Source organism: Methyloversatilis sp. XJ19-49 (assembly GCF_024580145.1).
Taxonomy (GTDB): domain Bacteria; phylum Pseudomonadota; class Gammaproteobacteria; order Burkholderiales; family Rhodocyclaceae; genus Methyloversatilis.
The window spans coordinates 24,994-31,158 of sequence record NZ_JANINI010000023.1; the positions used below are offsets into that span (position 1 = coordinate 24,994).

Sequence of the window (6,165 nt, forward strand, 5' to 3'; positions counted from 1 at the left end):
TCGTTTGCCGCAGGTGCGCAGTGTCAGTGCCGGAACAGCACGTGACCGGCCGGTTCAGAAGCGCCCGGCCTGATAGCGCTGGCCGAGCACGCTCTGCAGCGTCTGCACGACGCCGAACGCGTTCTTCAGCTGGCCGCGTTCGAAGTTCGACAGTTCGTCCGGCTTCAGGAAGTTGTCGGCACCGGCACCACCCGCCATCTGACGCGCCTGGTGCTGGATGCGCAGCGTGGCAATGTATTCGAGCGCGTCGCGCAGATCGTGCGCGCTCTGTTCGCTGATTTCGCCGCTGGCCGCGGCCACGGCCAGCCGGTCATGCGTGTTTACCGCGGCGTGGCCGCCGGCCAGCGCATAGACGCGCGCCAGATCGACGATGGGCACGATGCCGCTGTGCTTCAGATCCAGCGTGCCCCGGTGTTCGCCCGAGCGCAGCGTCGACATGCGGTTGAACAGGCCGAGCGGCGGCTGGTGCTTCAGCGCATTGCCCACCATGTAGGCGAGGAAGATGCGGTTGCCGCGCGTGCGCGCCAGCACATCCTCGCGCAGCGTTTCGAGCAGCGCGGTCTGTCCGTGGATGGCGCGCAGGTCGAAAAACACGCAGGTGAGCATCAGCGCCTTGGGTTCCGGCTCCGTCGTCCATTTGCGGAAGTACTGCGCCCAGCGCGCCTTCGGCTGCCGCCATGGGTCGGTCATCGCCATCATTTCGCCCGGACAGTGGATGTAGCCGCAGGCGTCGAGACCGTCGCACACGAAGGTGGCCAGCGCGCGGAAGTACTCGCCGTGCGCGACCGGATCGTAGGCGTCGTCGATGACCAGACAGTTGTCCTGGTCCGACTTCGCCGTCTGTTCGTTGCGCGCCTGCGACCCGGCGGCCACCCACACGTATCCGACCGGCGGCGGACCGAATTGCGCTTCGCCCAGCTGCAGCAGACGGCAGGTCAGCGCATCGGTGATGGCGGTGATGATGTGTCCGGTGCTGTAGGCGGTGGCGCCGGCGCCGGCCAGACTTTGCTGCAGGGCGCGCACCTGCAGGGCGGCCTCGGCCAGCCCCTCGACGCTCGTCTGCTTGTAGATGTCGCCCGCCAGGTGCACCGCCGACAGATTCTGCTGCGCGCTGACGTCGGTCGCCGTGATCATGCCGACCACGCTGTCGCCGTCCATCACCGGCACGTGGTGGATGTTGTGGCGCGCCATCAGCAGCAGGGCGTCGAAGGCGGGCTTTCGCACATCCATCGTCAGCGGATCGAGCGTGGCGATGTCGAGCACCGGCCGCGCGCTGTCCAGCCCCTGCGCGACGACACGGTTGCGCAGGTCGCGGTCGGTCACCACGCCGATCAGCCGACCCGCCTCGACCACCAGCACCGACGACACGCGCTGCGCGCTCATCTGCGTGGCCGCGTCGCGAATCGTGGTCGCGGGCGACACGGTGATCGGTGCGCGCCGGATCAGGCTGCGCACCGGCGTGGTGATCAGGTTCAGGTGCGGGTCGCTGCTGTGCGCGGCATCGGGCAGGGCGGGAAGATCGGATGTCATCGGACGGGTCATCGGTTCGTGAGGAGGCTGCAACGCGCATCATCGCGCTGAACGGCCGCTTGCGCGACCGCACTGCCTCATTTCAATTTACTTTGATATAATTTATTTGATGATATATTGTCTGGATGGACAGCACATCCGATACGGTCATCGATCTCGACACGCTGCGCGCCACCGCCGGCCGTGCCTGCGCACTGCTGCGCGTACTGGCGCATGATGACCGGCTGATCCTGCTGTGCCAGCTGGCGCAGGGCGAACATTCGGTGGGCGAACTCGAAACACGGCTCGGCATTGCGCAACCCACGCTGTCGCAGCAGCTGGGCGTGTTGCGGCGCGAAGGGCTGGTCAGCACGCGGCGCGACGGCAAGCACATCCATTACCGCATCGCCAGCGACGACGCACTGGCGCTGATGCACACCCTGCATGCGCGCTTCTGCGCGGTGCCACACGGAGCACACACATGAACATCGCCTGGGACGCCTTCACGCCCTGGACCTCGCTGGCCGGCGGCGCGCTGATCGGCCTCGCGGCAGCGCTGCTGATCCTGGGCAGCGGCCGCATCGCCGGCATCAGCGGCATCGTCGGCGGGCTGTTCAGACCGGCTCCGGGTGACACGGGCTGGCGGATCGCGTTCGTCGTCGGCCTGCTCGCGGCGCCACTGGTGTGGGGGCTGTTCGCCGCGCTGCCCGTCGTTCAGTCCGACGCCGGCACGGCGACCCTGGTCGTCGCCGGCCTGCTGGTCGGCGTCGGCACCCGCTACGGCTCGGGCTGCACCAGCGGTCATGGCGTGTGCGGCCTGTCGCGCCTGTCGCCGCGTTCGCTGGTGGCCACGCTGGCCTTCATGGGTGCCGGTTTCGTCACCGTCTATCTCGTCCGTCATCTGGCAGGAGCCTGACATGAAAACCTTCATCGCCCTGCTCGCCGGACTCGTGCTGGGCATCGGCCTGCTGCTGTCGGGCATGGCCAATCCGGCCAAGGTGATTGCCTTCCTCGACCTCGCCGGTGCGTGGGACCCGTCACTCGCGTTGGTCATGGGCGGCGCCATCGCGGTGGCGTTCCCCGCCTTCACGTGGGCGAAGTCGCGCACCGTGGCCTGGTCGGGCGAACGCCTGCAACTGCCGACCGCGCGCCAGATCGATGCGCCGCTGGTGCTCGGCAGTCTGACCTTCGGGGTTGGCTGGGGCTTGGCAGGATACTGCCCGGGACCGGCGCTGGTATCGCTCGGCATGGCGTCGCAGCCAGCCATCGTGTTCGTGGTCGCAATGGGAGTCGGCATGGCGGCCCACGCCCTGCTCACGCGGCCAAAGGCGTAAGCAGGTAGTCGATCAGCGCGCGTACGCTGGCGATGCGCTTGCCGAAAGGCAGCGCGCCGCGGCCGCGGAAGAACAGACCGGTTTTCAGGTCACCGCGCAGGGCGGCAGCCAGCTGGTGATCGATGCAGAATTGGCCCCAGCCGACCAGACCGTCACGCAGACCGCACTGCGCCAGGCAATCGAAGTGCTTGGCGCAGCGCGAGCGCTCATGCACCACAGCCTGCGTGCGCTCCAGCACCGCAAGATACTTCTGCAGCCAGGGCGTGCGCACGGCGCGCGCGGGCAGGCCGGCCACGCTGGTGAATTCGACCAGATCGTCGTCGCCGGCGTCGGCCAGAACATGCTTGAAGGCGTCCGAGGCGTCGCATTCTTCGGTCACGGCGAATGCGGTGCCGAACTGCACCGCTGCTGCACCCAGCGACTGCATGCGCCGGATGTCGTCGTGAGTGCGCAGGCCGCCGGCCACGATCAGCGGCACACGGCCTTCCAGCCCCGCGCTGCGCAGCCAGGCCAGGGTTTCCGGCAGCACGCGCTCGAAATCGAAACGCTCGTTCGACACGTCGGCCACCTTGGCAGCACCGAGGTGACCGCCGGCCCAGCCCGGATGTTCAAGCACGATGGCATCGGGCACGCGCTGCTTGCGTTCCCACTTGCGCACCACCAGCTGCACGCCACGCGCATCCGACAGGATGGGGATCAGCGCTGCAGAGGGGTGTTCGCGTGCGAGGTCGGGCAGATCGAGCGGCAGGCCGGCGCCGACCACCACGGCGTCGATGCCGCATTCGAGCGCGCAGCGCACCTGCGCCGCATAGTCACTCACTGCGCGCATCACATTCACGGCCAGAAGACCGTTGCCGCCGGCGATCTGTCGTGCGGCGCGAATTTCGCGCGCCAGCGCTTCCAGATTGTCAGCGTTGATTTCGGCTTTCGCATGCTCGCCCGACAAGCCTCGCGTGTGCGCCATCAGATCGGGATGCAAGCGACGCAGATCGACCGACGAAATCGTGCCGACGGCGCCGAGCGCTGCGACGCTGCCGGCGAGCCGGTGCGCCGATACGCCCACGCCCATGCCGCCCTGCACGATGGGCAGCAGTGAGCGACCGGCGAGCTTCAGTGGCGCAAGACCGCTGTTGCGCAGTCGATCGACAGGGTATCCGGAAGGAAGCGGCGCAGCCGGAGCGGCTGCGGGGGGCGGGAGGATTGCAGTCGGCGTTTCTGTCATGGCAGAGCAGGGGACGGGTGGCGGCAGATGGGCTGCGCCACCTTAACCGTCCGTCTGCCGCCCGGGCTTGACCTTGCTCAAGCCCGGGTGCCGATGTGTTACAGCCGTGTTTCAGCCACGACGACGACGCGCGGCGAGACCGATCAGGCCCAGACCCGCCAGCAGCATGGCGTAGGTTTCGGGTTCCGGCACCGGCGTGATCGAGAACAACGAGGTCGTGCCCGACACCTCGTTTGCCGTCGCGAGGAAGTACTTGCCACCGAATTCATAGGCTGAGAGACCTTCCGGCGACACCGAATCCGCGTCGACGATGAAATCGACGAAAGTGGCTGCCGTCGGATTGGTCACGTCGTAGATCGCGATGACGCTCTCTTTCGACCGTTCGAAGCCGATGAAGGCCAGCGTGCGGTCACCAAGTTCGAGCACCGTCACGCCTTCGGGTTCGACGCCCTTGTTGTCGCTGCGGCCGTCGTCGATCAGCGCCGGAAAGGCGGCAAACAGGCGCGCTTCCAGATCGTTGCCGCTGTCGAACACCTGGTTGCCGTCCTCGTCGAGGATGGAGAAGGAGCGACCGCCGAAGATGTGAATCTGGTCGTAATCACCGTCGCCGTCGAGATCGCCACCCGAGGTGGTGGCCGTCAGGCGGCCGAGATTGCTGTTCGCCTTCAGCGCGGCTGCATCCGGGAACACCGTCGGATCCAGGACGTAGCTGCTTGAGCCAACGCGCACTTCCTCGTTGAATTCGCCATCGACGAAGTCTTCCAGATTGCGCGAATCGCCTTCGTTGGCGGTGATGTAGTAGGTCTTGCCGCCCGACGCATACGACGCGATCGCATCCGGCATGTACATGCCGAACACCGGCGCGTTGCGGTAGTTGCCGGCCAGCTGGCTGTTGCCCGGGCCGTCGCGGTCCGAGGTATCGAGTTCATTGCCCGGCAGGCTGTGATCCTTCAGGCCGAGCGAAGTGACCGACACGATCTGCTGCGACAAGAGGTCGATCTTGGCGACCGCGTTGGCTTCCTGCAGCGTCACCATCGCGAACTGGCCGTCCTTCGACAGGGCGATGTACTCCGGCTCCCAGTCGATCGACGGCTTGCTGCCGGGCGTCACGACGCGGCCCAGGCCGGTGGTGCCGTCATAGCCGGCAAAGCCCAGCGTGGTGACCGAATCCTTCGTGGTGTCGATGATGCTGATCGAGCCGCGTTGCTCGATGGTGTCGAAACCCGGGCGGGCCAGCGGCTCGCCTTCGTTGGCGGTCATGATGCGGCCGTCTGCGGTGAAGGTGACCATGTCGGGCAGCGCGCCAACCAGATAGCTCTGCTGGAAGCTGCGGCTGGTGGTGTCATAGGTCAGCACCGAGCCGGCGTCCGTCTTGATCGGGGCGGCGATGGCGAAGGCGGCCACACCATTGCGGACGGCGACGCTGTTCAGTTCGCCGAAGGCCGTGGTGTCGATGTGCTGCACGAAACTGCCGGTGGCGGCATTCAGGATGTCCACACCCTTGAGCCCGCCCACCCACAGTTCATTGTTCAGGCTGTCGAAGGCGAGGATTTCCGACGTCTGGCCGTCGACGCTGGTGCCGGCGCCGTGCTCGAAGGTCCACAACTTTTCCCAGCCGGCCGCCTGCACGACCGGTACGAACAGTGCCGCAATCGCGGCGGCTGCAATCTTTCTGACCATTATTGATTCTCCTGTTGTCAGCGGGCCGGCAGTCCGGCCGCATTGACCCGACACAACAACAGGCGAAGATTGCAGTCGTGTTACAGCACTGTAACGTCACTGAAATTTACATTCATTCGTGCGTGAACCGGATCGGGCCATGTGGGTTCCGGCAGTGGGAGTAGCCCTGTGGGAGCGGCGATCCACTGCTGGCCCTGCCTGGTCAGCCGGCTTCGCGGGCGGCGAGCAGTGAGGTTTTTGTGGGAGCGGCGGCCTCGCCGCGATGCGCACTTTGCAATACGACCATCGCTGCACGATCGCGGCGAGGGCGGAGCGGTAATACCGTTCAGTTAAGGTCTTTTTTCAGAACGCGGACGGTGTAGCGCTTTGGCCGGGCTTTGACAACACGGGGGCATTGACGCCCCCGTCGTTTTTCGACGA

At 66.4% G+C, this 6,165-nt stretch carries 6 protein-coding genes; 3 read left to right on the plus strand and 3 right to left on the minus strand.

Going from position 1 to position 6,165, the window contains the following annotated elements; genetic code table 11:
• Positions 1 to 54: 54 nt before the first annotated feature.
• On the minus strand, positions 55 to 1,530 hold the full coding sequence (locus NMQ16_RS18695; protein WP_257082472.1) for a putative nucleotidyltransferase substrate binding domain-containing protein: 1,476 nt from the start codon (positions 1,528 to 1,530) through the stop codon (positions 55 to 57).
• Between the two features lie 125 nt (positions 1,531 to 1,655).
• Here NMQ16_RS18695 and NMQ16_RS18700 point away from each other — a divergent pair, with 125 nt between their 5' ends.
• Genes NMQ16_RS18700 through NMQ16_RS18710 form a run of 3 tightly spaced genes read left to right on the plus strand, consistent with a single transcriptional unit; the run spans position 1,656 to position 2,843 of the window.
• On the plus strand, positions 1,656 to 1,994 hold the full coding sequence (locus NMQ16_RS18700; RefSeq protein ID WP_257082474.1) for a helix-turn-helix transcriptional regulator: 339 nt from the start codon (positions 1,656 to 1,658) through the stop codon (positions 1,992 to 1,994).
• Positions 1,991 to 2,425: a YeeE/YedE family protein gene (locus NMQ16_RS18705; protein ID WP_257082475.1), complete on the plus strand. Its 435-nt coding sequence runs from the start codon at positions 1,991 to 1,993 to the stop codon at positions 2,423 to 2,425. Before NMQ16_RS18700 ends, NMQ16_RS18705 begins: the two co-directional genes overlap by 4 nt.
• Before the next feature lies 1 nt (position 2,426).
• Positions 2,427 to 2,843: a DUF6691 family protein gene (locus NMQ16_RS18710; protein ID WP_257082476.1), complete on the plus strand. Its 417-nt coding sequence runs from the start codon at positions 2,427 to 2,429 to the stop codon at positions 2,841 to 2,843.
• Here the strand turns inward: NMQ16_RS18710 and NMQ16_RS18715 are convergent.
• A complete protein-coding gene (locus tag NMQ16_RS18715) occupies positions 2,824 to 4,065 on the minus strand; it encodes a nitronate monooxygenase family protein (RefSeq protein WP_257082477.1) in 1,242 nt (413 codons plus the stop codon). The genes NMQ16_RS18710 and NMQ16_RS18715 overlap by 20 nt on opposite strands.
• 111 nt (positions 4,066 to 4,176) lie before the next feature.
• Positions 4,177 to 5,745: a choice-of-anchor I family protein gene (locus NMQ16_RS18720; protein WP_257082480.1), complete on the minus strand. Its 1,569-nt coding sequence runs from the start codon at positions 5,743 to 5,745 to the stop codon at positions 4,177 to 4,179.
• Between the last annotated feature and the right edge of the window lie 420 nt (positions 5,746 to 6,165).